Source organism: Bradyrhizobium sp. CCBAU 11386, assembly GCF_028128955.1.
Lineage (GTDB): Bacteria > Pseudomonadota > Alphaproteobacteria > Rhizobiales > Xanthobacteraceae > Bradyrhizobium.
Genome location: NZ_LBKA01000044.1, coordinates 1 through 250 on the forward strand (window position 1 = coordinate 1; position 250 = coordinate 250).

The 250-nt window shown below is 58.4% G+C and carries 1 pseudogene; it reads left to right on the forward strand.

The window, feature by feature from the left end:
• Positions 1-83 precede the first annotated feature (83 nt).
• Positions 84-250 (forward strand): annotated as a pseudogene (locus tag XI09_RS08290) (IS110 family transposase); the annotation flags it as partial.

A 250-nucleotide genomic window follows, 5' to 3' on the forward strand; every position in this document is an offset into this window, starting at 1 on the left:
CAATGATGGGGTGGACGGCCCCCGAACGGCATCGGTGTGCCAGACTGGTGATGTTGAGTCGAACCAGACAAAAGGAGCCGTCCATGTCGAAGATTAGCACGATTGGTTTGGATCTGGCGAAGAACGTTTTTCAAGTCCACGGGATTGATGCCTCAGGAGCCGTGGTGGTGAGGCGCCAGCTCAAGCGAGCCTCGGTCGAGAAGTTTTTCGCGCAGTTGCCGCCGTGCCTGGTGGGCATGGAAGCTTGCGG